Origin of the sequence: Streptomyces sp. GESEQ-4 (assembly GCF_017948455.1) — a bacterium.
Classification (GTDB): domain Bacteria; phylum Actinomycetota; class Actinomycetes; order Streptomycetales; family Streptomycetaceae; genus Streptomyces.
This window is the reverse complement of record NZ_JAFFSU010000010.1, coordinates 240,806-266,771: the sequence shown is the minus strand read 5'-3', so window position 1 is coordinate 266,771 and position 25,966 is coordinate 240,806. Positions and strand designations below refer to the sequence as shown.

Annotated in this window: 21 protein-coding genes; 8 read left to right on the top strand and 13 right to left on the bottom strand. The window is 69.2% G+C overall.

The window, feature by feature from the left end:
- Nucleotides 1-114: 114 nt before the first annotated feature.
- From KCH48_RS21420 to KCH48_RS21410, 3 genes are all read left to right on the top strand, one after another.
- Nucleotides 115-1,014 carry a hypothetical protein gene (locus KCH48_RS21420; RefSeq protein ID WP_210576267.1) on the top strand — a complete coding sequence of 300 codons (900 nt, stop codon included), beginning with the start codon at nt 115-117 and terminating at the stop codon, nt 1,012-1,014.
- A gap of 72 nt (nt 1,015-1,086) precedes the next feature.
- Complete coding sequence (locus tag KCH48_RS21415; RefSeq protein WP_210576266.1) at nt 1,087-1,539, top strand: hypothetical protein; 453 nt, start codon at nt 1,087-1,089, stop codon at nt 1,537-1,539.
- Between the two features lie 244 nt (nt 1,540-1,783).
- Nucleotides 1,784-3,106, top strand: coding sequence for an alpha-amylase family protein (locus KCH48_RS21410; protein WP_210576319.1), 1,323 nt, complete (start codon nt 1,784-1,786; stop codon nt 3,104-3,106).
- Nucleotides 3,107-3,155: 49 nt separating this feature from the next.
- Here the strand turns inward: KCH48_RS21410 and KCH48_RS21405 are convergent, their stop codons facing one another.
- Both KCH48_RS21405 and KCH48_RS21400 read right to left on the bottom strand, forming a co-directional pair.
- The gene (locus KCH48_RS21405) at nt 3,156-4,691 is read right to left on the bottom strand and encodes a cation acetate symporter (protein ID WP_210576318.1); all 1,536 of its coding nucleotides are present in this window, start codon (nt 4,689-4,691) and stop codon (nt 3,156-3,158) included.
- A gap of 80 nt (nt 4,692-4,771) precedes the next feature.
- Entirely contained in the window at nt 4,772-5,059 is a 288-nt protein-coding gene (locus KCH48_RS21400; protein WP_246885613.1) for a DUF485 domain-containing protein, read from the bottom strand.
- Between the two features lie 405 nt (nt 5,060-5,464).
- On the opposite strand from KCH48_RS21400, the gene pulA reads away from it, so the two are divergent.
- From pulA to KCH48_RS21385, 3 genes are all read left to right on the top strand, one after another.
- Complete coding sequence (gene pulA / locus KCH48_RS21395) at nt 5,465-10,864, top strand: pullulanase-type alpha-1,6-glucosidase (protein WP_210576317.1); 5,400 nt, start codon at nt 5,465-5,467, stop codon at nt 10,862-10,864.
- Nucleotides 10,865-10,937: 73 nt separating this feature from the next.
- Nucleotides 10,938-12,557 carry a fused response regulator/phosphatase gene (locus tag KCH48_RS21390; protein WP_210576264.1) on the top strand — a complete coding sequence of 540 codons (1,620 nt, stop codon included), beginning with the start codon at nt 10,938-10,940 and terminating at the stop codon, nt 12,555-12,557.
- A gap of 28 nt (nt 12,558-12,585) precedes the next feature.
- Entirely contained in the window at nt 12,586-12,942 is a 357-nt protein-coding gene (locus tag KCH48_RS21385; RefSeq protein WP_210576263.1) for a 5-carboxymethyl-2-hydroxymuconate Delta-isomerase, read from the top strand.
- A 68-nt stretch (nt 12,943-13,010) separates the two neighbouring features.
- On the opposite strand, the gene KCH48_RS21380 is transcribed toward KCH48_RS21385, so the two are convergent.
- From KCH48_RS21380 to KCH48_RS21370, 3 genes are all read right to left on the bottom strand, one after another.
- Nucleotides 13,011-13,700: a TetR/AcrR family transcriptional regulator gene (locus KCH48_RS21380; RefSeq protein ID WP_210576262.1), complete on the bottom strand. Its 690-nt coding sequence runs from the start codon at nt 13,698-13,700 to the stop codon at nt 13,011-13,013.
- Between the two features lie 96 nt (nt 13,701-13,796).
- Nucleotides 13,797-15,701 (bottom strand): hypothetical protein, encoded by a 1,905-nt coding sequence (locus tag KCH48_RS21375; protein WP_210576261.1) that lies wholly within the window; start codon nt 15,699-15,701, stop codon nt 13,797-13,799.
- 120 nt (nt 15,702-15,821) lie between these two features.
- Complete coding sequence (locus KCH48_RS21370) at nt 15,822-16,310, bottom strand: tetratricopeptide repeat protein (RefSeq protein WP_210576260.1); 489 nt, start codon at nt 16,308-16,310, stop codon at nt 15,822-15,824.
- Nucleotides 16,311-16,427: 117 nt separating this feature from the next.
- On the opposite strand from KCH48_RS21370, the gene KCH48_RS21365 reads away from it, so the two are divergent.
- Nucleotides 16,428-16,850: a hypothetical protein gene (locus tag KCH48_RS21365; RefSeq protein ID WP_210576259.1), complete on the top strand. Its 423-nt coding sequence runs from the start codon at nt 16,428-16,430 to the stop codon at nt 16,848-16,850.
- Between the two features lie 75 nt (nt 16,851-16,925).
- Here the strand turns inward: KCH48_RS21365 and KCH48_RS21360 are convergent, their stop codons facing one another.
- From KCH48_RS21360 to KCH48_RS21330, 6 genes are all read right to left on the bottom strand, one after another.
- Nucleotides 16,926-18,482, bottom strand: coding sequence for a DUF1996 domain-containing protein (locus KCH48_RS21360; RefSeq protein WP_210576258.1), 1,557 nt, complete (start codon nt 18,480-18,482; stop codon nt 16,926-16,928).
- Between the two features lie 176 nt (nt 18,483-18,658).
- Entirely contained in the window at nt 18,659-19,312 is a 654-nt protein-coding gene (locus KCH48_RS21355; RefSeq protein ID WP_210576257.1) for a response regulator transcription factor, read from the bottom strand.
- Nucleotides 19,297-20,568 carry a sensor histidine kinase gene (locus KCH48_RS21350; RefSeq protein WP_210576256.1) on the bottom strand — a complete coding sequence of 424 codons (1,272 nt, stop codon included), beginning with the start codon at nt 20,566-20,568 and terminating at the stop codon, nt 19,297-19,299. The genes KCH48_RS21355 and KCH48_RS21350 overlap by 16 nt, the downstream gene beginning before the upstream one ends.
- A gap of 84 nt (nt 20,569-20,652) precedes the next feature.
- Nucleotides 20,653-21,798, bottom strand: coding sequence for an NAD-dependent epimerase/dehydratase family protein (locus KCH48_RS21345; protein WP_246885610.1), 1,146 nt, complete (start codon nt 21,796-21,798; stop codon nt 20,653-20,655).
- Between the two features lie 199 nt (nt 21,799-21,997).
- Nucleotides 21,998-23,026, bottom strand: coding sequence for a glutamine synthetase (gene glnII, locus KCH48_RS21335; protein WP_210576255.1), 1,029 nt, complete (start codon nt 23,024-23,026; stop codon nt 21,998-22,000).
- Nucleotides 23,027-23,269: 243 nt separating this feature from the next.
- The gene (locus KCH48_RS21330) at nt 23,270-23,719 is read right to left on the bottom strand and encodes a MarR family winged helix-turn-helix transcriptional regulator (RefSeq protein WP_210576254.1); all 450 of its coding nucleotides are present in this window, start codon (nt 23,717-23,719) and stop codon (nt 23,270-23,272) included.
- A gap of 65 nt (nt 23,720-23,784) precedes the next feature.
- Here KCH48_RS21330 and KCH48_RS21325 point away from each other — a divergent pair, with 65 nt between their 5' ends.
- Nucleotides 23,785-24,678: an alpha/beta fold hydrolase gene (locus KCH48_RS21325; RefSeq protein ID WP_210576253.1), complete on the top strand. Its 894-nt coding sequence runs from the start codon at nt 23,785-23,787 to the stop codon at nt 24,676-24,678.
- A gap of 3 nt (nt 24,679-24,681) precedes the next feature.
- On the opposite strand, the gene KCH48_RS21320 is transcribed toward KCH48_RS21325, so the two are convergent.
- Together KCH48_RS21320 and KCH48_RS21315 are read right to left on the bottom strand one after the other, a co-directional pair.
- On the bottom strand, nt 24,682-25,338 hold the full coding sequence (locus tag KCH48_RS21320; protein WP_210576252.1) for a hypothetical protein: 657 nt from the start codon (nt 25,336-25,338) through the stop codon (nt 24,682-24,684).
- 139 nt (nt 25,339-25,477) lie between these two features.
- Entirely contained in the window at nt 25,478-25,837 is a 360-nt protein-coding gene (locus KCH48_RS21315) for an arsenate reductase family protein (RefSeq protein ID WP_210576251.1), read from the bottom strand.
- Between the last annotated feature and the right edge of the window lie 129 nt (nt 25,838-25,966).

The following is a 25,966-nucleotide window of genomic DNA, read 5'->3' as shown; positions in this document are numbered from 1 at the left end:
GGCCGACAGGCGGCGCGTGCGAAGCGTTGTCACGCGTTCGCGTGACATGTCTTGGTCCAGTCCGCCACGTAATCTTCCGTAGCGGAAAGGAAGACACCAAGGGGGGCGTGTCGAGTGAGGGAAAAATCCGCCGTTCTGGTTTCCGCTGCTTTTATCGCCTGCCTGCTGGTCGGCTGCACGGCCGAGAGCGGAAACTCCAAAGATGACGTGGCGGGAAAACAGGTCAGAGACCTGACCGTCGCGGAAGAGGTCGAGGTCGACCGCGCGGAGGAAAAACTCGTCGAGCAGTGCATGGAGCGTCAGGGGCACCGCTACTGGCCGGTGCCGGTGGCGGGCATCGCGGAACGCAAGGTCGGGGCGTACGTGGTGGACGACGTCGACTGGGCTCGCAAATACGGCTACGGACGGTCCTTCGACGTCGCGGCCGAGGAGGTACGCCGCAGTCATCCCAGCGTCACCTACCTCAACTCACTTCCTGAGCAGGAACGCGGCCGTTACTCCAGCGCGCTCGACGGGGATTTCGACGACGTGATATCCGCCGAGCTGCCGGCCGGCGGCACCACGGGGACACCACGCGGGGGCTGCTACGCCGAAGCGCGGGAGCGGCTCTACGGCGACTATCCGACCTGGTTCCGCGTCAAGAAGACCGTGACCGGGCTGACCCCGCTGTATGTCCCGCGGATCCTCCGGGACGAGCGCCTGGTCACTGCGGTCAAGGCGTGGTCCCGATGCATGAACGAGTCGGGACACCCCTTCAAGAATCCGGACGAGATACGTCAGAAACGGGACTCTCTGGTCAAGGGGATGAATGCGTCCCAGGCTCAGAGCGCGGAAGTGAAATTGGCTGTGGCCGAGGCCGAGTGCGCCCGCAGAACGTCCCTCGGAAAGACCGCGCGTTCTCTCGAAGATGAATACAGAGAACAGACGCTGCGTGAGTACCCCGAAGAATTCGCGACCTATCGGCAGATGAGGATGTCCGCCCTTTCCCGGGCGAGGAACGTCGAAAGCCGTTAGGTGCGCCGAAGATTTCCGCGGCGTCATGGCCGCGGGGAGTCCCATCCAACAGATGATCGAGGAGTCGTACCCGTGAGGAAACTGCCCGCCGCCCTGACCGTACTGGCCATGGCTGCTCTAGGAGCCGTCGTCCCCGCCTCCGCCGCACACGCCGGCCCGATCTGCCAGCAGAGCTACAGAGACGCGGACGCCGGCTACATGTACGCCTACGACGGTCTCGACTGCGTCGGGTTCCTTGGCAAGGCCGAGGGCAACGACGTCAACTGGGGCGACAACTCGCAGAGTTTCAAGGGCGGCGACACCAACAAGGCGTCGTCCATCCTCAACAAGGGCGTCGACTACGAGGTCAAGTTCTACAACGGAACCGGCGATGGCTGGACCGGCGGCTACACCTGCCTGGCCCGCAGCGAGCACTTCGCCTCCGACCTCAGGGACAACGACTTCACCAGCGGCGCCTCGGCCAACAACTCCATCAGCTCGCACCGTTGGGTGCACGAAAGCCATTGCGCCGAGTGGGCGGAGTGACCTCCGTGTAGCCGCCTGACCCTTGCGGGGATGCCTCTCTCCTGGCATCCCCGCAAGGGCGTCCCTGGTTGCGGATGAAAGAACTTACTAAGGCTTTCAACTCTCTTGCTGAAGAACTTTCGCGGCGGTACCGTCACGCCCGCGCCCGGCAACGACGCCTGGCGGTCATCGCAAGGAGTTGACGCCTGTGATATCGAGATGGTCCGTCACCGCGACCGTGCTCGCGGCCACAACGGCGGCCGTCATGGCCCCCGTGACCCCCGCGCAGGCCTCCCCGCCCGGCACCAAGGACGTCACCGCGGTGATGTTCGAGTGGAACTTCGCCTCGGTCGCCAGGGAGTGCGCGGGCACCCTCGGCCCCGCCGGCTACGGCTTCGTCCAGGTCTCTCCACCCGCCGAGCACATACAGGGAGCGCAGTGGTGGACGTCGTACCAGCCCGTCAGCTACAAGATCGCCGGTCGGCTCGGTGACCGCGCGGCCTTCCAGAACATGGTCGGCGCCTGCCACGCGGCCGGGGTGAAGGTCGTCGTCGACACGGTCATCAACCACATGTCGGCGGGCAGCGGCACCGGCACGGGCGGCTCGTCGTACACGAAGTACACCTACCCGGGCCTGTACTCGTCCCCCGACTTCGACGACTGCACCGGGCAGATCACCAACTACCAGGACCGCTGGAACGTTCAGCACTGCGAACTGGTGGGCCTCGCCGACCTGGACACCGGGGAGTCCTACGTCCGCGGCGCCATCGCCGGCTACATGAACGACCTGCTGTCGCTCGGCGTCGACGGCTTCCGCGTCGACGCAGCCAAGCACATGCCGGCCGCCGACCTCGCCGACATCAAGTCCCGGCTGAGCAACCCGTCGGTGTACTGGAAGCAGGAGGTCATCCACGGCAGCGGGGAGGCCGTCCAGCCGACGGAGTACACCGGCAACGGGGACGTCCAGGAGTTCCGCTACGCCTACGACCTCAAGCGTGTCTTCAACAACGAGAACCTCGCCTATCTGAAGAACTACGGCGAGGGCTGGGGCTATATGAGCAGCGGTGTCTCCGGTGTCTTCGTCGACAACCACGACACCGAGCGCAACGGCAGCACACTCAACTACAAGGACGGCGCCACCTACACGCTGGCCAACGTCTTCATGCTGGCCTGGCCCTACGGCGCCCCCGACATCAACTCCGGCTACGAGTTCTCCGACACGGACGCGGGCCCGCCGAACGGCGGTGCGGTAGGCGCCTGTTGGCAGGACGGCTGGAAGTGCCAGCACAACTGGCCCGAGATCAAGTCGATGGTGGCCTTCCGCAACGCCACCCGCGGTGAGGCCGTCACCAACTGGTGGGACAACGGCGCCGACGCGATCGCCTTCGGGCGGGGCAGCAAGGGCTACGTCGCCGTCAACCACGAGTCGGGCAGCCTGAGCCGGACGTATCAGACGTCGCTGCCGGCGGGGACCTACTGCGATGTGCAGAGCAGGACGCCCGTGACGGTGAACTCCGGTGGGCAGTTCACCGCCACGCTCGGCGCCGACACGGCCCTCGCGATCTACGCGGGCAGGTCGAGCTGCTGAACACCGCGGGTCGGTGCGGTCCGGAGGCCGCCAGGGGCCTCCGGACCACTCACCGCTCGTCGGCGCCGACCAGCGCGCGCACCTCGAACTCCTCGAACACCTGCGGTTCCTGGGGCTTGCTCAGCACGGAGCCGAGCCAGCCCAGCAGGAAGCCCGCCGGGATCGACACGATGCCGGGGTTCTGCAGCGGGAACCAGGCGAAGTCGGTGTCGGGGTAGATCGAGTTGGGGCTGGAGGAGACGATCGGGGAGAACACCACCAGGAGCACCGAGCAGGTCAGACCGCCGTACAGGCTCAGCAGGGCGCCGCGTGCGGTGAAGCGCCGCCAGAACAGGCTGTAGACGATCGTCGGCAGAATGGCGGACGCCGCGATCGCGAAGGCCAGGAACGCCAGCGTCGCGGTGCTGGTGCCCCAGGACAGCAGCGCCAGCATCATGCCCATGACACCGATGGCGGCGGCGGCGAGCCGGGCGACGATCACCTCTTCCGCCTGCGTCGCCTTCCCCTTGCGGATCACCTCGCCGTAGAGGTCGTGGGCGATCGAGGAGGCCCCGGCGAGGGTGAGTCCGCCGGCCACTCCGAGCAGCGTGACAAAGGCCAGGCTGGACAGGAGCGCGGTGAGGATCGGGCCGCCGAGTTCGTACCCGAGCAGAAGCACCGCGGCGTCGCCCTTGGGGTCGACGCCCGCGATCTCCCCCCGGCCCACGATCGCCGTGGCGCCCAGGCCCAGCACGCCCGCCATCAGACACACGAAGCCGATCAGGCCCACGGCCCAGACGACCGAGCCGCGCAGCACCCGCGTGGTGCGCGGGGCGAGCAGCCGCATCATGATGTGCGGCAGAGCGGCGAGACCGAGCACGATGGCCAGTTGCAGGCTGAAGAAGTCCAGCTTGTTGGTGGTGGTCCCGCCGTATCGCAGTCCGGGGCCGAGGAAGCGGTCGCCCAGGTCGCTGTTGCCGGCGGCGGTCGACAGCAGCTTGTCGATGTTCCAGCTGAAGTGGTGCAGCACCAGGATGGCGGTGACCCCCACCCCGACGACCAGCATCACGGCCTTGACCACCTGGATGACCGTGGCGCCCGGCATACCGCCGATCGCCGCGTAGACGACGACCATGGAGCCGATGACCACCACGCACATGGTCCGGACCGTCCCGCTCGGGGTGCCGATGAACTGCGCCAACAGGGCGATGCTGCCCACGAGTTGGGCGACCAGGTACAGCAGGCACACGACCAGGGTGCACAGGACGAGCGCCAGCCGGACCGAACGCTGTCCCTGCGACAGCCGCAGCGCCAGATTGTCGCCAAGCGTGAACTTGCCGGAGTTGCGCAGCGGTTCCGCGATCATGAACAGCGCCATCATCCAGGCGACCACCGTGCCGCCCAGATAGAGCAGACCGTCGTAGCCGGTCAGCGCGACGATGCCGGTACTGCCCAGCAGCGTCGCGGCCGACAGGTAGTCACCGCACATGGCGAGCCCGTTGCGCAAGGGCGACATGTCACGGTTGCCGAGATAGAACTCGCTGATCTCGTCCCGCTGCGGGGCCGTCAGCAGCACCGTGAACAGGGTGACCACGGCGACGGACATGAACAGGACGAGCGTCAGCTTCTGAGTGGTCTCGTCGGTGACACCCGCCGCGTGCTGCACCAGTTGACCGGCCGCCTGCGTCACCACGTGCGGGACCGCCTTCCCGAGGAGGCGATGTGCCGCGCCTGGGCCCGCAGGCGGTGGGTGACGGGGTCGATCCGCCGTTGCATGTGCCGGACGTAGAGCCAGATCGTCACGCCCATGAGGACGAACTGGCCGAGGCCCAGCGTCAGCCCGATCGTCAGATGCCCGATCAGTGACTGGTTCATCAGTCCGGCGGCGAAACTCGACATCAGGACATATGTGAGGAATCCGCCCACCGAGACAAGCGTCGCCGCTATGCCGAAGGAGCGGTAAGAGCTGCGCATCGAATGGAATTCAGGGGAGTTGTGTATCGACTGCTGGTTTGTCGGCTCAACGCCTGGTGGGGGAGGTGGGTAAAAACTGTCATTTGGCGGGGAGTGTAGGGACATAATGCACCTTCTTTGCTGCTTTATGCCGGGCGCGCGACCGTCCTGAGCTGCGAAAACATATCGTGGGGGTCACTGTGGGGGGATGTGGTGATCACGGACTGTGAGAGTGGGGAGACTGGAGTATTGCAGCGTGCTCCTTGAGCCATCAACCGTGTCGGCCAAATAGAAATCACCGGCTCCGGACGCCCTGTGAAAGTTCTTGCCGCCTGTTTCACGACTCTTGCTGTAAACCTTGCGTCGGCGATACGGTCGCGCCGGGGTCGGACCCGAATGAGCCGCACGCGCAAGGAGTTCACGCCTGTGATACCGAGATGGCCGGCGCCCCGGACGCGCCGCACCGCGCACACTCGAAGGGTCGCCGCGGTCACCGTCGCCGCGCTGGCCGCAGCGCTCGTCCAGCCCCTCGCCGCCCGCGCCGACACCCCGCCTCCGCCGCCGTCGGACGCGGCACTCGCGAAGACCGCGGCCCGCCACGACCTCACCCGCGAGCAGTTCTACTTCGTCCTGCCGGACCGCTTCGCCAACGGCGACACCGGCAACGACAAGGGCGGGCTGACCGGTTCACGGCTCTCCACCGGCTACGACCCCACCGACAAGGGCTTCTACCAGGGCGGCGACCTCAAGGGCCTGACACAGAAGCTCGACTACATCAAGGGCCTGGGCACCACCTCCCTCTGGATGGCCCCGATCTTCAAGAACCGGCCCGTCCAGGGCACCGGCGCCAACGCCTCGGCCGGCTACCACGGTTACTGGATCACCGACTTCACCCAGGTCGACCCGCACTTCGGCACCAACAAGGACCTGGAGACCCTCATCTCCAAGGCCCACGCCAAGGGCATGAAGGTCTTCTTCGACGTCATCACCAACCACACCGCGGACGTCGTCGACTACGAGGAGAAGTCCTACGACTACCTCTCCAAGGGCGCCTTCCCGTACCTGACGAAGGACGGCGAACCCTTCGACGACGCCGACTACGCGGACGGCACGAAGGACTTCCCGGCCGTGGACGAGGACTCCTTCCCCCGCACTCCCAAGGCGGCCACGAAGAACGCCAAGGTCCCTTCGTGGCTCAACGACCCGACGATGTACCACAACCGCGGCGACTCCACCTTCGCCGGTGAGAGCTCGACCCACGGTGACTTCTCCGGCCTCGACGACCTGTGGACCGAGCGTCCCGAGGTCGTCAGCGGCATGGAGAAGATCTACCAGCGCTGGGTCAGGGACTTCGGCATCGACGGCTTCCGCATCGACACCGTGAAGCACGTCAACACGGAGTTCTGGACCCAGTGGGCCACGGCCCTCGACGCGTACGCGAAGAAGCAGGGCCGCGACGACTTCTTCATGTTCGGCGAGGTCTACTCGGCCGACACCGACATCACATCGCCGTACGTCACCCAGGGCCGCCTCGACTCCACGCTCGACTTCCCCTTCCAGGAGGCGGCCCGCCAGTACGCCTCCCAGGGCGGCAGCGCGCGGAAGCTGGCCTCCGTCTTCGGCGACGACTACAAGTACACGACCGACAAGGCCAACGCGTACGAGCAGGTCACCTTCCTCGGCAACCACGACATGGGCCGCATCGGGTACTTCCTGAACCAGGACAACCCGAAGGCCACCGACGCCGAACTGCTCGCCAAGGACAGGCTCGCCAACGAGCTGATGTTCCTCAGCCGCGGCAACCCGGTCGTCTACTACGGCGACGAACAGGGCTTCACCGGCTCCGGCGGCGACAAGGACGCCCGCCAGTCGATGTTCGCGTCCACCACCGCCGACTACCTCGACGACGACCAGCTCGGCACCGACCGCACCCACGCGAGCGACGCCTACGACACGAGAGCACCGCTCTACCGGCAGATCAGTGCTCTCGCCAAGCTCCGCAAGGCCAACCCGGCCCTCACGGACGGCGTCCAGACCGAGCGGTACGCGGCCGACGGCGCCGGGATCTACGCCTTCTCCCGTACGGACACCAAGACCGGCACCGAGTACGTCGTCGCCTTCAACAACGCCGACGCGGCGAAGACGGCGACGTTCGCGATCGGTTCGGCCGGGATGACGTACAAGGGGATCCACGGCAGCGACGCCTCCCTGACCAGCGACGCCGACAAGAAGCTCACCGTCACCGTGCCCGCCGGTTCCGCCGTCGTCCTCAAGGCGGCCGGCCCCCTGGCCAAGCCCGCCTCGAAGCCGGCCATCACCCTCGACGCCCCGGCCACCGGCGCCACCGGCACGGTAGAGATCGGTGCCGACATCGACGGCGGACAGCTCAACCGCGTCGTCTTCGCCGCCCAGGTCGGCAACGGCAAGTGGCGGACGCTCGGCTCCGCCGACCACGCCCCGTACAAGGTCACCCAGACCATCGGCAAGGACGTACCGGCCGGAACCGCCTTGCGCTACAAGGCGGTTGTGATCGACTCGGCGGGCCGCACCGCGAGCACCACAGCGGCCTCCACCACCGGCACCCCGCCCGCTCCCGAGACCCCCACCGCCTCCTCCCGCGACTACGCGATCGTCCACTACAAGCGCACCGACGGCGACTACGCGAACTGGGGCCTGTACGCCTGGGGCGACCTCGCCGACGGTGAGTCGACGACCTGGCCGGACAGCCATCCCTTCATCGGCCGGGACGCGTACGGCGCCTTCGCCTACGTCAAGCTGAAGCCGGGCGCCTCCGGTGTCGGCTTCCTGGTGATCGACAAGGACGGCGACAAGGACGTCTCCGCCGACCGGACCATCGACGTCACCAAGACCGGCGAGGTCTGGATCGAGCAGGGCAAGGAGGCCGTACAGACCGAGCGGCCCGAGTATCCGGCGCAGGACGAGACCAAGGCCGTCCTGCACTACCACCGCGCCGACGGGAACTACGACGGCTGGGGCCTGCACACCTGGACGGGGGCCGCGAACCCCACCGACTGGTCGAACCCCCTGAAGCCGGTGAAGACTGATTCCTATGGCGCGGTCTTCGAGGTGCCGCTCACCGAGGGTGCCACCAGTCTCAGCTACATCCTCCACAAGGGCGACGAGAAGGACCTCGCCGCCGACCAGTCGCTGGACCTCAGGGCGAACGGGCATGAGGTGTGGCTGTTGAACGGCCAGGAGAAGTACCTCCTCCCGCAGCCGGCCGGCTCCGCTGCCGCGCTCGACCTGACCACCTCCAAGGCGGTCTGGATCGACCGGAACACGGTCGCCTGGAACGGCTCCGAGGCTGCTGCCTCCACCCAGCTCCTGTACTCCCGCACCGGCTCGATCACCGTCGAGGACGGCGCCCTGACCGGCGACGACCAGCGCTGGCTGCGACTGGCCAAGTCCACCCTCACCGACGCCCAGAAGGCCAAGTTCCCGCACCTCAAGGACTACACCGCCTGGTCCGTCGACTCCCGCGACCGCGACCGGGTGCGCGAGGCCCTGCGCGGCCAGCTCGTAGCCTCCCAACGGGCGGCGAACGGGGCGGTCCTGGCGGCGACCGGTGCCCAGATCGCCGGCGTCCTCGACGATCTCTACTCCGGAGCCACGACGGCCGACCTCGGCCCGACCTTCGCCAAGGGCCGTCCCACGCTGGCCGTCTGGGCGCCGACGGCGCAATCGGTGAAACTAGAACTCGACAGCTCCACCGTGCCGATGCACCGCGACGACACCACCGGCGTCTGGTCCGTCAGCGGCCCCAAGTCCTGGCAGAACAAGCCCTATCGGTACGTCGTGAAGGTCTGGGCGCCCAGCGTCCGGAAGGTCGTCACCAACAAGGTCACCGACCCCTACTCACTCGCCCTCACCGCCGACTCCGAGCGCAGCCTCGTCGTCGACCTCGCCGACAAGTCCCTCGCCCCCGGCGGCTGGACGTCGCTGAGGAAGCCGAAGGCCGTGCCGCTCAAGGACGCCCAGATCCAGGAGCTGCACATCCGCGACTTCTCGGTGGAGGACAGGACGGCCGAGCACTCCGGCACCTACCTCGCCTTCACCGACAAGAAGAGCGACGGCTCCCGGCACCTCAAGCGGCTGGCCGGATCCGGGACGTCGTACGTCCATCTGCTGCCCGCCTTCGACATCGCCACCATCCCGGAGAAGCGATCCGACCAGGCGAGAACCGACTGCGACCTCGCCTCCTACCCGGCCGACTCCGACAAGCAGCAGGAGTGCGTCGGGAAGATCGCCGCGAAGGACGCCTACAACTGGGGCTACGACCCCTTCCACTACACGGTCCCCGAGGGCTCGTACGCCACCGACCCGGACGGCACCGGCCGTACGGTCGAGTTCCGCAAGATGGTCAAGGCGCTGAACGAGGACGGCCTGCGGGTCGTCATGGACGTCGTCTACAACCACACGGCGGCGAGCGGCCAGGCGGGGACGAGCGTCCTCGACCGGATCGTGCCCGGCTACTACCAGCGGCTGCTCGCGGACGGCTCGGTCGCCAACAGCACCTGCTGCGCAAACACGGCCACCGAGAACGCCATGATGGGCAAGCTCGTCGTCGACTCGATCGTCACCTGGGCCAAGGAGTACAAGGTCGACGGCTTCCGCTTCGACCTCATGGGCCACCACCCGAAGGCCAACATCCTGGCGGTCAGGAAGGCTCTCGACGCGCTGACCCCCGCCAAGGACGGCGTCGACGGCAAGAAGATCATCCTGTACGGCGAGGGCTGGAACTTCGGCGAGGTCGCCGACGACGCGCGCTTCACGCAGGCCACGCAACAGAACATGGCGGGGACCGGCATCGCGACCTTCTCCGACCGCGCGCGGGACGCCGTACGCGGCGGCGGGCCCTTCGACGAGGACCCCGGTGTCCAGGGCTTCGCGTCCGGGCTGTTCACCGACCCCAACTCCTCCCAGAACAACGGGAGTACGCAGGAGCAGAAGGCCCGTCTGCTGCACTACCAGGACCTGATCAAGGTGGGGCTCAGCGGAAACCTCGCCCGGTACACCTTCACCGACACCAGCGGCAAGGAGGTCACCGGCGCCGACGTCGACTACAACGGCTCGCCCGCCGGCTACGCGGACGCGCCCGGCGACGCCCTCGCCTATGCCGACGCGCACGACAACGAGTCCCTGTTCGACGCGCTGGCCTTCAAGTTGCCCGCCAGGACCAGCGCGGCCGACCGGGCCCGGATGCAGGTACTCGCCATGGCCACGGCCACCCTCTCGCAGGGCCCGGCGCTTTCCCAGGCGGGCACCGACCTGCTGCGCTCCAAGTCCCTGGACCGCAACTCGTACGACAGCGGCGACTGGTTCAACGCCGTCCACTGGAACTGCGCGGACGGCAACGGCTTCGGGCGCGGGCTGCCGATGGCGGCCGACAACGAGTCCAAGTGGCCGTACGCCAAACCCCTGTTGGGCACCGTGAAGGTCGGCTGCGAGCAGATCGAGGGGGCGTCGGCGGCGTACCGCGATCTGCTGAAGATCCGTACGACGGAGAAGGCCTTCTCCCTCGACACCGCCGGCCAGGTGCAGTCGGCGCTCTCCTTCCCGCTGTCGGGGAAGGACGAGACGCCCGGCGTGATCACCATGGTGCTCGGTGATCTGGTCGTCGTGTTCAACGCGACGCCCGAGGAGCACAAGCAGCGGATCGCGTCGGCGGCCGGGACCGGCTACCGGCTGCATCCGGTGCAGGCGACGGGGGGAGACCCTATCGCCAAGTCGGCCTCCTTCGAGCAGGTATCGGGCACCTTCGCCGTTCCGGGGCGGACCGTAGCCGTATTTACCCGGACTTCCTGATAAGGGCATTACCTTGGTGGGGCAGACCGTGCATCCTGGTCTGCCCCACCGGTGCTGTCCCAAGGGCTGACACATGGACGTCAACGGCAAGCGAACCGACACCACCGTGCTGGTCGTCGACGACGTGGCGGCCAGCCGGTACGCCATGGGCGCCATGCTGCGCCGCGCCGGTCACCAGGTCGTCTCGGTCGCCACCGGCAACGCGGCACTCGTCGAACTGGACGTACGGCGGCGCAAGGGGATCCTGCCCGACGTCGCCCTGATCGACGTGGACCTGCCGGACATGAGCGGCTTCGAACTGTGCCGCCGGATCAAGGCCAGGCCGCACATGGCCGGCCTGCCCGTCGTGCACTTCTCGGCCACCGTCGGCTCCATGGAGGACCGCTGCCGGAGCCTCGAGGTGGGCGGGGAAGCGTATGTGACGGTGCCCGCCGAGCCGGAGGAGATCGACGCGGTGATCCGGGCCGCGGTGCGCGCGGCGCGGCTGCGGGCCGGCGACCAGGCGCAGGCCAGGCGGCTGATGATGTTGTCGGAGACGATCGTCACCATCCAGGCGGCCCGCTCCCTTCAGGAACTCGCCGACGCCGCCGCCGACGGCACCGCGCGGTTCACCGGCTCGCCCGCCGCCGTCTTCGTCCTCGGCCCGGACGACGAGCTGTACCGCGCCACCTCCCGGGACCGCACCTCCCTCGCACTGCCGGACGAGGGCGCCCACCGGACCGTGGCCGCACTGCTGCGTCGGCTCACCCGGGGACAGGACGGCGTACGGATCACCACCGTGCCCGCGCCGCTGTGGCCCTCCGGGTTCTTCCGGCCCGGTGTGCAGCACGACGCCCGGCTGGCGCTGATCCGCACCCAGGACGGCAAGGCCGCGGTCTGTCTGGCCATGCCCACCCGGGGGATGAACAGGGTGAACCCGGCCGACGAGACCCTGGTGGCCCGGCTCGCCCAGGCCACCGCGCTCGCCGCCGAGCCGCTGCTGATGTACCAGGTCGAGCGGCATGTCGCCCTCACCCTCCAGCACAGCTTCCTGCCCCAGCCGCACCGGCTGCCCAAGCTGCCGGGCATCGACGTCGAGGTCCGCTATGTGCCCGCGTCCCGGCAGACCGAGATCGGCGGCGACTTCTACGCCGCACTGAGCACCGCGGACGGCATGCTGGCCGCCGTCGGCGATGTCGTCGGGCACTCGCTGGACGCGGCCACGGTCATGGTCGAGATCCGGCACGCGCTGCGCGCCTACTGCGTCGAGGAGAGCGACCCGGCCGTGCTCGCCGAGCGCCTCGACCGGATGCTCCAGCACTACCACCCCGAGGTCACGGCCACGGTCTGCCTGGTCCTGATCGACCCGGGCACCGGGCGCACCCGGATCGCCAACGCGGGCCACATCCCGCCGCTGATCATCCGGGACAACGACAGCGCGGACTACGCCAAGGCGTCCGGCCCGCTGCTCGGCGTGGGTCTGCACCACCCGCCGCCGACCGAGCTGATCCTCGACCCCGAGGACCGGCTCCTCATGGTCACCGACGGCCTGATCGAGACCCGGGGCATCGACCTGGAGACCTCGATGGAACAGCTCCGCGCGGCCGCCGCGGGCGCCCCGCCGGGCCTGGACGCCCTGTGCGACACCCTCCTGGCCTGCTTCGGCCACGACCACGAGGACGACATCGCCATGCTGGCGCTGCGGCTAGGGTGAGCCTTGCCGACCCAGAACAGGAGTGCCCATGCCGCAGATCACCGTCGACTACTCGGAGCAGCTCGCGGACGACTTCGACCGCGCGGGGTTTGCTCAGGCGCTGCACGCCGCCGTGGTCGAGATCGCTGCCGCGAAGGCGGCGGCGTGCAAGACGCAGTTTCGCCGGAGCGAGGGCACGACGGTCGGTGCCGACGCCGACGGGCACGGGGTTGTCCATGTCGCCCTCGGTTTGCTGGCCGGGCGCACGGATGAGACTAAGGCTCAACTCACCGAAGCGGTACTGGAGTTGGTGAAGCGGTATGTGAAGCCTGCGGAGGGTTTGGTGCTGCACGCCTCTGCGGAGGTGCGTGACCTCGACCCGTCGTACCGGAAGTTCGACAGCTAGGGTTGTCTGTTGGCTGCGGCGCCGTCGTGGCTGGTCGCGCAGTTCCCCGCGCCCCTTCGGGGCGCTTCTCAGGACGTCAGTGTGATGAGCCGGGCGGCCAAGTCGCTGAACGGGCCGTCCGTTGGTTCGTCCTTGAGTATGTGGCGTAGCAGCATGCCCATTTCGTCGTCGTAGGCGGCGCTCACGGCGGCCAACGCGGCGAAGTCGTGGACGAGTTGGGCTTCCAGCTCGGCGCGCGGGATGCGTCGGCCGTCCAGCCAGATCAAGGCTGTCGACTCAGCGAGCGAGATCCAGGACCGGATGACCAGTTCCAGTCGCGCGGGCGGATCCTCTACGCGCAGATGCGAAAGGATTTGGACATACGCGGCCTGCCGTACGGAGTCGATGAGCGCGTTCGTCGTCGACGAGCCGACCGCCGGGCCGCCGCGCATCAACGCCGAGAAACCGGGTCCGTGGTCCTCCACGAAGTCGAAGAACCGGCGCATCACCCGCAGCAGCCGGTCCCCCAGCGGACCCTCCCGCGGTTCCACGAACCGGCCCGCCAGTTCGTCCGACGCGCGCCTCAACGCGGCCTCGTACAGGCTGAGTTTGCCGGGGAAGTAGTGGTAGACCAGCGGCCGTGAGATGCCCGCGGCCGACGCGATCTCGTCGATGGACACCTCGTCGGGCGAGCGGTTGCTGAAGAGTTCGAGAGCGACCCCGATCAGCTGCTGCCGCCGCTCCTCGACGCCCATTCTGCGACGTACCCCGGTACTCATGCGAACACCTTACCGATCGGATCCGGCCCCGAACGGACCGGACCGACCGCCGAGTTCACATGAACCCGTCACATCTCCAGCATCAGGCGATCACTTCTAGTGCAGGCCCTCGATCGTCCGTCCGTCCCGCAGCGTCCCCTTAAGCCGGGCCTGAGCCCCCTGCTTCGCCTGTGCCGCCAGCAGATAGCCCTTCGCGGAACCGCTCACCCCGCCGGACACAGTGATGGAAGCGGTGTCCCTGCTGCCCGCGGCCAGCAGATACCAGGCCCCCGCCTTCGACCGCCACAACACCCCGGCCAGCACGTGGGGGTCACGGGGACCGCACGCCTGAGAGTTCTCGGCTTTCGCCGCCACCGCCCCGTACCTCCCGCCCGGGGTGTGGAACTGCGCCAGCACCCGGGCACCGCCGCCCCGCCACGTCTCGGCCCGCGTACACACCCACGCCGCCGAGCCGTTCGCTTCCGGCAGCGACTGCCGCGCGTACTCCCAGGCGTTCACCGACCGCACCCCCTGCGACCGCACCGCCTGCAACGAGCATGCCATCGGCGCCCAGGTGCGCAGCGCCTGCGCGCCGGACGCCTCCTTCGTGTACCCGGGCTTCCCGGTGGTCAGGCGGGCCGGGACCAGTTCGCCGAGGTCGGTCATCAGCCGGGTGCCCGAACCGTCCGTCACCTGCAGCACGTTCCAGGACGTGCACGCGCCGTTCTGCCCGCCCGGGCTGGCCAGCGGTGCGGTCACGCCGTCGGTCAGGCCGAGGTTCATCGCGCCCGAGCGCGGCTGCATCAGGTCCCGCTCGGCCGCCTCGGTCACCCAAGGAGCCGTCAGATAACGGACGTTGCCGTCGGTCCGTGCGAGCACCACCGCGCCGGCCTCCGCGCGGGTCGCGCCGTCGGCCCGCCCGAAGTCGAGGGCGGCGCCGCTCGTGCCGTCCTTCGGTTCGGCGTAGCGGACGACGCGCAGACCGTCGTAGAGGAGCACCACGTGCGCGGTGTCGACGGTTCCGGCGTAGAGGAGCTGGGGTGGTCCGGCGGGGCCGCCGGTCGGGGTGGCGGGGGTGGCCGAGACGCGGACGGACTCGCCGGGGCGGGCCCAGACGGCGAGGGCGCGGCGCAGGAGCGCGCGGTCGTCGGTGCGGTCGCCGCGTGCGGGCCAGACGGAGAAGTCGGTACGTGCCGAGGACTGCCAGGCCGTCGGGGCGACCTTCGTCAGCTTCGCCGGGTCGAGTGCGGCCTGCGCGGACGGGTTCCGCGCGTACGCGGGTGCGGCGGCGCCGTCGGGGCCCCAGCCGTCGCCGGGCAGCCCGAGCAGCGCCCCGCACACGGCGAGCGCCGCGGCGGCGACGAGCGCGGCCTTGCCGTGCTGCCTGCGCCGCATCAGATCGGTCGGCCTGGCCTGGAGCGAGCAGGGGTCGAACTCGGGGGAGTCGAGCAGCGCGTTCTGCGCCGGTACGTCATCGGCTTGGGCCAGCGCGGCGTCCGGATCGGTGACGCCGGCCGCGGTCAGCACCTTGTGTACGTCGCCGTCCGCGAGCCGCTCCAGGCCGCGCAGTACGTACGCGGCGCGGGCCGGGGCGGACAGGGCCGACAGCCGCTGGTCCAGGGCGAGTTCGTCGGCGCCGCCCGAGCGGGGGAACAGACGCAGGCCCCACACCTGGGGGAGCAGCGGGGGCAGCTGGGAGCGCTTGGGCCACGCCTTGAAGGTGAGCGGCAGGCCCGCCTCCAGCGCCGTGCGCAGCACCTGGAGGCGGACGAAGGAGTAGCCCGGGTCGCCGTCCCGTCCCGTCGACTGGGCCGGGATCACGGACGCCGAGGCCCGGCGACGGGGCAGCGCGCGCTGGGTGAGGGCGTGGGCGGTCAGGACGCGCCGGTTGCGGCCGAGGCTCGGCGGCAGCACGAGGTAGGCGAGGCGGACCAGCCGCGGATAATGCTCGACGAGCGCGGCCTCGGCCTGCTCGACATCGACGACGGGGGTGGGGCGCGTGGCGACATCCTGTGACTGCACGTTCAGCAAAACGAGCGAATCGACGGCTGGTTACAACAACGCCGGTGACTTGGCGCCCCGTAAGGGGCGCGGGGAACTGCGCGACCAGCCCCCACCGACCCGCAGACGAATCACCGCCCCCTAGCGGAGCGCCGCCGCATAGTTCGCCGTCGATCGCTGGTACCGCGGCAGATGCCCCGCCAGCGCACCGAGCACCAGGGACAGGCCCTCTCGATCCCGCCCGAGGCTCGACAGGCACAGCGCGAGAAACGCGCGTACCGCGTCGTCCAGCTCGTCGGACGGGGCGTCCAGCTCCGGCGTCAGCAGCTTGACGCCCTCCTCCGCCTGTCCGATGTTCCGCAGCGAACTGGCCAGCTGGATCTTCGCCTCACGACCCTTGGTGCCGCTGAGCCCGAGGGCCAGCGCCTCCCGGTACAGCGGCACCGCCTTGTCCGAGTGGCCGGTGGAGTCCCAGGCGCCGGCCTGCTCGAAGGGGCCCAGCGGGCTGCCGGAGGGAAGCTCGGCGACGAGCGTGTCGATCACGGACCGGAAATCCGCGGCCCGGTCCTCGGGGTAGTCGTCGAAAGTGGCCCACGCGGCGGCCACACGCTCTTCCCAGTCATCGGTCATCGGCATACCTTCGCACAGGTGTGTCCGGTGTGACACCGATCATTTTGAGTGCTTCGCACGCGGGAGCCGTATCCGACTTCGGCATGTGCCCTACCTATGCCCGTACCGGAGGAACAGATGAGGTTGACCCGACCGATGCTCGCGCTCGTCGGCGCGGCGGCGGCACTGGCGCTGACGGGCTGCGGCTCCGGCGACGACCAGGCGGCCGTACCGGAGACGGCGACCGGGAGCCTGGAGCACCTGGCCGCCGAGGCGAAGTGCAAGCCGGACCTGCAGACCGACGCCGATGAACTCCGCCAGGCCATCTGCAAGACCGGCAAGGAGAAGTACGTCCTCGCCACCTTCGCCACCGACCGCGGCCAGCGTGAGTGGCTGAACGGGGCGAAGGACTACGGCGGCTACTACCTCGTCGGCCGCAAGTGGGTCGCCGTGGGCCAGGAGAAGACGGTCACGACGCTGCAGAGCAAGCTGGGCGGGACCATGGAGGAGGGTTCCGAGCACATGAACCCCGGTGGCAGTCACAACAGCAGCGGTCACTGACCGCACAGGTTCGGGGCAAGCGAAAGCCGGCGGTGGGAATTCCCACCGCCGGCTTCCTAGTGTGCTACCGGGTTGCTACTGGCAATCCTGGCCACTGTTGATGCACTCGACCATCTGGTTCATCGTCTCCTCGTTGAAGAAGTTGATGAAGTCGTTGTGGTCGGTGATCGGCTTGTGCAGCTCCGTCGGGAAGCCGTCCACCGCGAACGGGTTCACGACTTGTCCGTTCTCGATCTGCGGCGCCGGAACGTCGTAGACCAGACGGGCCTGCAGCTGGGGGATGGCCTGGAAGCCGTTGGCGCAGCTGCCGTCCTCCTGGACGAAGTCCACGTGGTCACGGTGGTTGGCGCTGTCGATGTTCTGGCCGTCCCAGCAGCTCTGGAAGTTGGACGTCCGCACCACGGAGCTGCCCTCGGGGCAGATCGGGTACTTGTCCGTCAACTGCCGGTCCTCGAAGCCGGTGCAGCTCCAGTTCGTGTTGGCGTTGGCGAGGCCGTTGGAGAACGCCTTGGCGTCACCGGTGATGATGCGCAGGGCCTGCGGCATCGCGACGACATCGCTCGTCTTGTTGCCGACGAACTTCAGCTCAGCCTGGACCGCTTCCTGGATCGGGCCGATGTTGCCTTCCGCGCCGCCACCCAGGTCGTTCGCGTCGAACTCGTCCTCACCGTTCTGCAGGCGCAGCACCGGCCAGTAGTACGACGACTTGTCGCCCTGGTTCTCGCAGCTGGTGTCGGCCTGGAGGAACTGCTCGTCGCTGGTGAAGGCGTTGTTGTCCTGGTTGCCGACGTAGTCGTGCGTGTGCTGCGCACCGTTGTCGACACCCGGGGCGACGATCACGTTGTCCGAGTTGTGGTTGTCGTTCCCGTTGGTGCCACAGCTCGTGGTGAAGGTGCCCGTCGAACCGGAATCCCCGTTGGCGGGGAGCCCGTTTCCATTGACACCCTGCGCGCCGCCGGTCGGCTGGACGGTGGTGATGTCCACGAAGTCGTCCGCCACCGGGCCGCCCTGCTGGCCCTGGTCCTGGCCGTCACCCTGGTCCTGGCCCTGGTCCTGGCCATCGCCCTGGTCCTGGCCCTGGTCCTGACCGTCACCCTGGTCCTGGCCCTGATCCTGGCCATCGCCCTGGTCCTGACCCTGGTCTCCACCGTTGTTGATCTGGTCGGCCGGCACACCCTGGCACTCGGCCAGCTGCTCGCCCCCCTGCGGAGGCTGACCGCCCGCGTTCCGGATGTTGATGTTCATCCGGTCGATGGTGGCCGCCCGCTTGGACTTCAGCGGGCCGAGGATCGCGTTGTTGACGTAGCTCGCGTCCCCCGCCTGGGCCTGGCGCGTCTCCGCGAGACGCGTGTAGGCATCTGTGACCTGCCTGTCCAGCAGCGCCAGCTCCTTGGCGACGCCGGGGCGTGCACCTTCGGGCACGTCGTTCAGCTGCTGACCGACGTCAGGGCAGTTGATCGTCGCGACTTGGGCGCCGGCCGACCTGGTCTGGTTTCCGTATGAATTCTCCTCATGCGCTGAGGCATAGAAGTTGGCCCAGATCAGCCCGCCCCCACCGAGCGCTAGGGCCGCCGATGCGGCTATGGCCTTGGTGGCCAGCGGCGTACGGCGTTTTCGTGTGTTGCGTCCCATGGAACTCCTCTGACTTCCTTGCGGGGCAGCGAGACGCCCGACAGGAGTGAAGCGGCTCCCATCCATACGCAGGAGGTCCCAGGAGTGTTCAGCCGTCTCAGAAATTGGTGAGAGACTGAAGCAGACAATTCGCCCTCAACTCCCCCACAAAGCACGAGAGTTGTGATCGCCCAGGATCAGTGTCCGTGGTCCAGATAGGCGAGAACCGCCAGGACACGGCGGTTGTCGTCGTCCGAAACCTCGAGCCCCAGCTTCGCGAAGATATTTGAGGTGTGTTTGGCGATCGCCCGCTCGGTCACCACGAGCTGCGCCGCGATCGCCGCGTTCGAGCGGCCCTGCGCCATCAGCTCCAGCACCTCCCGCTCCCGGGCGGTGAGCCGCCCCAGCGGCCGGCCGTCGGCATCGCGTCGCGACAGCAGCTGCTGGATCACTTGCGGGTCCATCGCCGTACCGCCCGCCGCGACCCGTCGTACGGCGTCCACGAACTGCTCCGCGTCGAACACCCGGTCCTTCAGCAGATATCCGACCGCGCCGCTGCCGTCGGCGAGCAGCTCACGCGCGTACAGCTGTTCCACGTGCTGGGAGAGCACCAGCACCGGCAGCCCGGGTCTGTCCCGGCGGGCCTGGAGCGCGCACTGGAGGCCCTCGTCGGTGTGGGTCGGCGGCAGGCGTACGTCGACGACGGCGACGTCCGGCTCCAGCTCGGCCAGCGCGCGGGCCAGCTCGGGGCCCGTCTCGACGGCGGCGGCGATCTCGAAGTCGTAGGCCTGCAACATCCGGACCAGTCCGTCGCGCAGCAGGAACAGGTCTTCGGCTAGGACAACGCGCAAGGGATCTCCATGGTGACCATGGTGGGACCGCCCGCGGGGCTGCTGACGGCCAGGACGCCGTCGAATGTACCCAGCCGGCGCTCCACTCCGGCCAGACCCGAACCGGCGCCGATGACCGCGCCGCCCCTGCCGTCGTCGGTGACCGAGATCCGCAGCATGCCGTCGGTGTGGTGGAGGTCGACATAGATCCGGTCGGCGTCGGCGTGCTTGACCGCGTTGGTGAGCACCTCGCTGACCGCGAAGTAGGCCGCCGACTCGACGGGTTCGTCCGCCCGCCCGGGCAGCTCCACCGTCACCTCGGTCGGCACCGGCAGCCGCAGCGCCAGCGCCCGTACGGCGTCGCCCAGGCCGCGCTCGGCCAGCACCGGCGGATGGATGCCGCGGACCAGGTCGCGCAGTTCGGTGAGGGCCTCGGCGGAGGACTCGCGGGCCCGCGCGAGGAGTTGCCTGGCCTGCTCCGGGTCCTTGTCGAGCAGCATCTCGATCGTCCCCAGGTCCATGCCCATGGCGACCAGCCGGGCCTGTGCCCCGTCGTGCAGATCGCGCTCGATACGGCGCAGTTCGGCGGCGGAGGTGTCGACGGCGTCCCGGCGGGTCTCGGTGAGAACCCGGACCCGCTCGGCGAGTTCGCCCTGCTCGGGGGCGAGGACGGCCCGGGTGAGCCGGAAGTGGGCCGTCAGCAGACGCGTGTTGAAGAAGTGGGCGAAGAAGAGGAGGACGAGGCCCAGCGCAGCCGCGCCGAGTGCGGAGGCCTGCCCGGTGACCTGCACGAAGCCGTACCAGTAGCCGTCGGGGAGCACCCGCCACAGCCCCGCCGCGATCGCGAACCCTTCCAGGGGGTAGAGGATCAGTGCCGCCGGCAGCAGCGCGGTGACGTAGCCCGCTGACATGTCGACGGGCAGCCACATCAGATCCCGCCAGGTCGCCGGGTCCCGGAGCATCGCGAAGGTACGGGTCCACGGATTGGCGCCCTTCGGGAGGGGCCGGTACGCCGACGGGATCCGCACCCCGCACCACTCCGCCGCCAGAACCCGCCGCCAGTCCGCGAAGGCCCGCACTCCGGTGAGCACCCAGGGCGTGGTGACGATGCCGACCCCGATCGGGATGAGCGCGATGGACACCACGGCCAGCACGAAACAGAGGATCGCCCCCGGCAACACCACCAGCGAGAGCCCGAACCCCCGCACCGCCGCCAGTCCCATGCCCCGCGCCCCAGAGCGCACGGCACCATTCGTCGTGCTCGTGTCGATGTCCATGCCCGTCAGTCTGGCCGAGCGGACAGGGCCGGTCACTGGGGTAAGGACCCGGACCGGGGGGTGGTGCCAGGTACACCTGGGGGGCTACGGGCCGCCGAGGATCTTCGCCTCGACCTCCGGATCGAGGCCGACCTGAGGCCGGTCCGGGCGTTGAGGGGCCGTTCCTCCGACGCTGGTCAGCCAGGTCCAGGTGTCGGTGACGGTCTCGGCGACGGGACGGCAGACCAGGCCCGTCGCGAGCGCACGGGACACGTCGGCGCCGTGCAGGGCGGCGTGCAGGTCGCTGTCCGGCGGCACCCACACCGGCAGTTGGGTCCACGGCTCGACGCCCGCGCCCAGGACGACGTCCGGATCGGTCCAGCGCAGCTCGACCGCCGCTCCGGTCGCTCTCACGCACGCCTCGAGCAGTCCCGCGGTCGTCGTGTGACCCGGCGGACCGATCAGGTTGTACGGCCCGCTCAGCTCCCGCTCCACCGCGCCGAGGATCCACTCGGCGAGATCGCGGACGTCGATGAACTGCAGCGGCAGATCCTTCGGACCGGGCGCCAGGACGGGGCCGCCCCGCGCGATCCGGGTCAGCCACCACGGCAGCCGCCCGATGTTCTCGTACGGCCCCAGGATCAGCCCGGAGCGCACGAGCAGCGACCGGTCCGCCCCGAACGCCGCCACGGCCGCCAGCTCGCCGCCCCGCTTGTCGCGGGCGTACTCGGTGGCCTCCGCGTCGGCCGAGGCACCCTCGACCAGGGGCGCGTCCTCGGTGTACCCGGCGGCGGGCGGCCAGGCGTACACCGAGCAGCTCGACACGTACACATACCGCCCGGCGCGGCCCCGCAGCAGCCGCGCCGAGTCCCGTACGGCACGTGGCGCCGACGACCAGGTGTCGACGACGGCGTCCCACTCGCCCTCCGCCAAGCGCTCCGCTGGGGGTGCCGCGATGGGTTGTCGGTCGCCTGCGGCACCGTCGTGGCTGGTCGCGCCCCGCGGCGGAGCCGCTGATAGACACAGCCCCGCGCCCCTTCGGGGCGCTGCCGAACCGCAGCCGGCTTCGCCGGGCCCGCTTAGGGCGGCCAGCCCGTCGGGTGCGGTGCGGTCGCCGTGCAGCGAGCGCACACCGGGAGGCGGTGCGTGCCGGCCCCGGTGGAAGACCGTCACCTCCCAGCCCCGACCGAGCGCCGCCTCCACGACGGCCCGCCCCGCGAACTCCGTACCGCCCAGCACCAGAAGTCTCATGCCCCCGACTCTGCCGGGCCGGGCCGCGGGACGGAACGGCAATCTGCCGTCAGCAGAGGATCAACGCCCGGTCGGAGGAGCTCGAACTCCAGGTACGTGAGGCCGAGTTCGCGTCCGTCCACCTCGGCGGTGCGCTACGAGGCGAAGGGCGCCCACCATGCGGCGGGCGCCCTTTTCCGGAGCTCTGTGGCGGGGTGGATCAGATCTGGCCGGCCTTCTCCAGCGCGGAGCAGCAGGTGTCGACGATCAGGCGGGTCACCACGTACGGGTCGACGTTGGCGTTCGGGCGGCGGTCCTCGATGTAGCCCTTGCCGTCCTTCTCGACCTGCCACGGGATACGCACCGAGGCACCGCGGTTGGAGACGCCGTAGGAGTACTCGTCCCACGGGGCGGTCTCGTGCAGGCCGGTCAGGCGGTCGTCGATGCCGGCGCCGTAGTTCTTGACGTGGTCGAGCGGCTTGGAGCCCTCGCCGAGCGACTCGGCGGCGGTGATGATCGCCTCGTAGGTCTCGCGCATCGCCTTGGTGGAGAAGTTGGTGTGCGCGCCGGCGCCGTTCCAGTCGCCCTTGACCGGCTTCGGGTCGAGGGTGGCGGCGACGCCGAAGTCCTCGGCGGTGCGGTAGAGCAGCCAGCGGGCCACCCACAGGTGGTCGGAGACCTCGAGCGGGGAGACCGGGCCGACCTGGAACTCCCACTGGCCGGGCATGACCTCGGCGTTGATGCCGGAGATCGCGAGACCCGCCTTCAGGCAGTTGTCGAGGTGGGCCTCGACGACGTCACGGCCGAAGATCTCGTCGGCGCCGACACCGCAGTAGTAGCCGCCCTGCGGGGCCGGGAAGCCGCCCTTCGGGAAGCCGAGCGGGTAGCCGTCCTTGAAGAAGGTGTACTCCTGCTCGATGCCGAAGATCGGCTCCTGGGCGGCGAACTTCTCGGCGACCTCGACCAGCGCGGCGCGGGTGTTCGTGGTGTGCGGGGTGAGGTCGATGTTCAGGACCTCGCACATCACCAGGATGTCGTCGCCGCCGCGGATCGGGTCCGGGCAGGAGAACACCGGCTTGAGCACACAGTCCGAGGCGTGGCCCTCGGCCTGGTTCGTGGAGGACCCGTCGAAGCCCCAGATCGGCAGCTCGGCACCCTTGGCGTCGTCGGCCATGATCTTGGTCTTCGAACGCAGCTTGGCCGTCGGCTCGGTGCCGTCGATCCAGATGTACTCAGCCTTGAAGCTCACGGGCCACATCCTTCGGGGTGGGTCTCTAGGCGCACTTGCGGGTGCTGCGGCGCTGCGGCACTGGGGCGCCGCTCCTGTTGCCCGCGAGCCTGTCAACAGGCGATTTCCCGATCATTGCTCGAATGTGAACCCCGTGTTACCTGGTGATGCTGTGGTACGACAGGCGGTGTGAGGGCGCCCGCGCGCGTCACGGTGCTGGGGGCCGGGCTCGTATGCGATGGGGTTGAACGGCGCCAGGCCGGTTCACTCGGCGCCGGCCGCCGCGTCCCGTACCGCGCCGAGAAACCCCTTGATCGCGGCCCGTTCCCGCTCGTCGTACGCCTGGAGCAGCTCCACCGTCCGGTCGATCAGTGGCCCGAAGAAGGCCCACCCGAGCTCGACGGCCCGCTCGTCCACCTCGACGACCACCTTGCGCCGGTCCTCCCGGCCGCGTACCCGCCGCACATGGCCGGCCCGCTCCAGCCGGTCGATGAGGGCTGTCGTCCCCGCCGAGTTCAGCCCGAGCGCGGCACCCAGCCGCCCGGCCGTCATCTCCTCCTCCGCCCGCGACGCGTCCATGAGGGAGATCAGGGCGCGCACATCGGTGGGGTGCATGCCGTTGCCGTGCGCGAACCGGGCGCTGTGCAGCCCCAGTTCGACAGTCACCGCGCGCAGCAGATGGACGATCTCCAGCTCGCCGCCCTGGTCCGTCATACGTCCCCTCCGGCTATCATCTCGCTCGACGACAATCTCGCTGAACGAGATAATAGGGGGTTCGCATGACGGCCGCGTACGACAGGGAGGGCTTCCTGGCGGCGTACGACAAGGTCATCGCCAAGTGGCCCGCCGAGCGGGAGGCGATGACGGTGCCGACGCCGTACGGCACGACGTACGTCAACCTGTGCGGCCCGCGTGACGCGCCCCCGCTCGTGCTCCTGCCGGGCGGCGGGGGAGCGACCTCCGCGTCCTGGTTCGCCCAGGCCGCCGACCTCGCACGCACCCGGCGGGTCTGCGCCGTCGACCTGATCGGCGCCCCGGGCCGCAGTACGGCGGACGGCGACCGTCGCCTCCGCACGGTCGACGACCTCGTGGCGTGGCTGGACGCCCTGCTCGACGGCCTGGGGATCGAGGAGGCCGACCTCGGCGGCCATTCGTACGGCGCCTGGATCGCCCTGCACTACGCACTGCGTGCGCCGGTCCGCGTACGCCGCCTGTTCCTCCTCGACCCGACCGGCTGCTTCGCCGGGTTCAAGGCGGCGTATCTGCTGAAGGCGCTGCCGATGCTGCTGCGACCCACGCCGCGCCGAGTGCGCGCCTTCCTGGACTGGGAGACCGGGGGAGCACCGCTCGACCCCGACTGGCTGCGCCTCCAGGAGATGGCCGCCGGCTTTCCCTCCGTGAAGCCGGTGACCGGTTCGCGTCCGGCGAAGGACGCGCTGCGGGGTCTCGACATGCCGGTCCTGCTGCTCCTGGCCGGGAGCAGCAGGACCCATGACACGTACGAGGTGGCGGAGCGGGCGGGTGCGGTGCTGCCGCGTGCCGAGAGGGTGGTGCTGAGCGACGTCTCGCTCCCCCACTCTCGGCTTCGCTCGAGCGGGGGGACCCCCATCGCGTTGCCGCAGGCCGCGCCCACCGAACTGGTGCGCCGCCTCAGTGGATTTCTGCGTTCCTGAGCATCACCCCACCTTCTCGATCACGGCCCGGCGGATGAGGAACTTGCCGGGCTCGCGGACCTGCTCGAACGCCGCGTTGTTCAGCAGCACGCAGCTGCCGGAGACCGAAGTGACCTCCACTGTCGTGGACTTGTTGTTGTCCAGGTTGGTGACCTTCAGCTTCGTGCCCGCCGGGAACTGGTTGCTGGACGCGGCCGGGGCGCCGTCCTCGCCGGACAGGGTGACGGTGGAGCCGTTGCACACCTGCTCGCCGGATGCGGCGGCGCCGCCACCGGCGTTGCCCGCGGGGGCGGTCGCGGTCTGCGAGGGCTGAGCGTTCTGCTGGTTGTTCTGCGCCGGCTGTGTCGCCTGGGAGCCCTGAGCCGACTCCCCAACGACGCAACCGGACGCCTCCTGCTGCACCTTGATCTGCGCGATGACCTCTTCGCGGTTGGCGATCCGGGCCTCGGACTGCGCGTCCGGACTGGCCTGCTGCCCCGCGATGAACCGTTCGTTGTTGCCGAGGGCGGTGGCGAGACCCTGGCAGACACTCGACTCGGCCGCGGTCTGTGCGGCGTTCGAGGTGCTCGCCATGACGAAGGCCCCGCCTCCCGCCACAGCCGCGGCGCTCACCAGCAGGGCGAGCTTCTTCTGGGTGCTGAGAGTTCTCCTACGCGACATGCGCGCCTCCTGAAGGGGGTAGGGGAGCGTACGCCGCTATGTACGAGATACCGAACGCTGTTACTCAGTGGTTACAGGAGTCAGCTGAAGTAAACTGCGTCACACCGGAGTTGGGGCGATCCGGCGGCGAAAATCGGGCCTAGCGGGACAGGGCGTCCCGTACCGCCTCGTCCGTACGGGCCACGACCGCCGTGCCGTCGTCCGCGGTGATGATCGGCCGCTGGATCAGCTTGGGATGCTCGGCCAGTGCCGTGATCCAGCGGTCCCGTGAAGTCGCGTCCCGCGCCCACTCCTTGAGGCCCAGCTCCTTGGCGGCGGCCTCCTGGGTGCGGGTGATGTCCCAGGGCTCGAGGCCGAGACGGGCGAGTACGGCCCTGATCTCGTCCTCGCTCGGTACGTCCTCCAGGTAACGGCGGACGGTGTACTCCGCACCCTCGGCGTCGAGCAGTTTCACGGCGCTGCGGCACTTCGAGCAGGCCGGGTTGATCCAGATCTCCATGCGGCCAACGGTAGCTCCAGAGGCTTTTGTCACGGAGGTCCTCGGCGTCCGGGTGGCCGTACCCGGGCAGGTACTGGTACGCCGGTCACGGGGCCGGCGCTGAATTGCTTCGCGGGCAGGGTTCAGCAC